This window comes from Acinetobacter sp. YH12112 (genome assembly GCF_013418945.1).
Lineage (GTDB): Bacteria > Pseudomonadota > Gammaproteobacteria > Pseudomonadales > Moraxellaceae > Acinetobacter > Acinetobacter indicus.
The window spans coordinates 1-2,049 of the sequence record NZ_VPBA01000084.1 but is presented as its reverse complement, the minus strand read 5'-3'; the positions used below and the strand labels follow the sequence as shown (position 1 = coordinate 2,049).

Below are 2,049 nucleotides of genomic sequence, written 5' to 3'. Positions count from 1 at the left end.
CAATACCAGCGCACAGCCCAAAGAATGATTTCGCCCTGAAAATGCCGACCATGGAAAGGATTCATATGCTGCACCTTTAGCTAAAACAGTCTTCAGCTTACCATTCGTGGTTATTTGCAACAGTGCCCTTACTTCAAAGCCAAAATTTTTCGGGCACCATTAAGTACGAATAAAGAAACCAGTATGCCAATGATTAAGTCTGGATAAGCTGATCCCGTCCACGCCACGAGTACACCGGCAAATATAACGCCCATATTTACGACAACGTCATTCGCCGAGAAAATCCAACTGGCTTTCATATGTGCGCCATCTTCTCGATGACCAGAAATAAGATATAAGCATGTCACGTTAGCTATAAGTGCGAGCAGGCCAATAACAATCATGAGCGTTGATTCTGGCTCGCTTCCAAACATGAATCGTCTAATGACATCAACAATCACGATAACAGCAAGTAATAACTGAATCCAACCTGCGAAATGGGCTGCTTTTATTTGATATTTCGCAGCTTTTCCGACGGCATATAGCGCAATACCATAAACGGCTGCATCGGCAAACATATCTAGAGAATCAGCAATCAATCCTGTAGACGCAGCAATAATACCGCTGATGAATTCTATAAAGAAAAGTAGAGCATTAATACCTAATAACAGTTTAAGTACTTTAGCTTGTCTCACAGGATCAGGTTCATTAGGTATATCGCCTGAAGAAAGCTGTGTTTCATCAAGTTTCGCCCCAAAACCCAGTCCTTCGAGTTTAGCCGTAATTTGCTGAATCCCTTCATTATGGAAGACTTTCAGTTTTCGATTGGGAAGATCAAAAGTAAGACCTTTAACTGCTTCAATATCTGCAAGAGCCATACGGACCATTTGCTCTTCAGCAGAGCAATCCATTTTAGGAATGGTGTAGGTACTTGTTTGCTTAGCCTGTTGATTGCTTATATAAGTTTCAGTCTTCACAAGCTTTGCACCAAAACCCAAAGCTTCAAGTTTGGTGGTTATATTTTCATCTTTTTGATTATGTAGAACCTTTAAAGAACGGTTAGGTAAATCAAAGATGAGTTTTTGAACACCATCAATTGAAGATAGCGCCATACGAACCATCTGTTCTTCCGCAGAACAATCCATTTTGGGAACTAAGTATTCACTCATGTAGTGCGAATCTTTTAAAATATCTTCAGTGCTTAAATTTTCTTTGGGATCAGAACCATAACAGGATTGAGCGGTATCTTCACAACTGTTTGAAGTGTTACAGCAAGGAGATGAAGATTTTTTTTCTTCCTCTTCACCACAACAGCTAAGCGTATTATCACAATTCTTTGAATTGTTTGCTTCTGCAATTGATGGATGATTTTCTTGTTGAGATTTCTTATCTTCGCATGGTGTTTCTTTACTACATCCACAACCACTCATAATTATACCCATTAAAAAAATTATAAACTTTGAATATTAGAATCCCTATAGTTACTATAGAGTCAAGAATCTTTGGAAATACTAACTCAATGCATTTAAAAATTGGTGAACTCTCTAAAAAAACCTCATGTTCAGTATTAACAATTAGGTTTTATGAAAAGGAAGGTTTAATTCCGGAACCGGAAAGAACGGAAGGAAATTACCGCCTTTACGATGTAGGCTATGTTGAGCGAATTAAATTTATTTTGAATTGCCGAACTTTAAATATGAGTTTGAATGAAATTCGTCAATTACTTACCTATAAAGACAAACCTGAGAAAAATTGTTCAGATGTGAATGAATTAATTGACTTACATGTCAGTGCTATCAGAGAAAATATAATCAAGCAACAAAAGCTTATTGAACAACTATCTGATTTAAGAGGTACTTGTGATGGTTTATGTACAATTGACCAATGTGGAGTTTTAAAAAATCTAGCTTGATTATCTAGACCTATGCTTTTTTCAAAAAATCGGCACTGTTGCAAATAACCACGAATGGTAAGCTGAAGACTGTTTTAGCTAAAGGTGCAGCATATGAATCCTTTCCATGGTCGGCATTTTCAGGGCGAAATCATTCTTTGGGCTGTGCGCTGGTATTG

Annotated in this window: 2 protein-coding genes; one reads left to right on the top strand and one right to left on the bottom strand. The window is 37.5% G+C overall.

Annotated features, from left to right (window positions below; translation table 11 throughout):
* Positions 1 to 128: 128 nt before the first annotated feature.
* Positions 129 to 1,409 (bottom strand): cation transporter, encoded by a 1,281-nt coding sequence (locus tag FTU50_RS15130; protein WP_005237495.1) that lies wholly within the window; start codon positions 1,407 to 1,409, stop codon positions 129 to 131.
* Positions 1,410 to 1,498: 89 nt separating this feature from the next.
* On the opposite strand from FTU50_RS15130, the gene cadR reads away from it, so the two are divergent.
* Entirely contained in the window at positions 1,499 to 1,891 is a 393-nt protein-coding gene (gene cadR, locus FTU50_RS15125; protein ID WP_000550240.1) for a Cd(II)/Pb(II)-responsive transcriptional regulator, read from the top strand.
* The last annotated feature ends 158 nt before the right edge of the window (positions 1,892 to 2,049 follow it).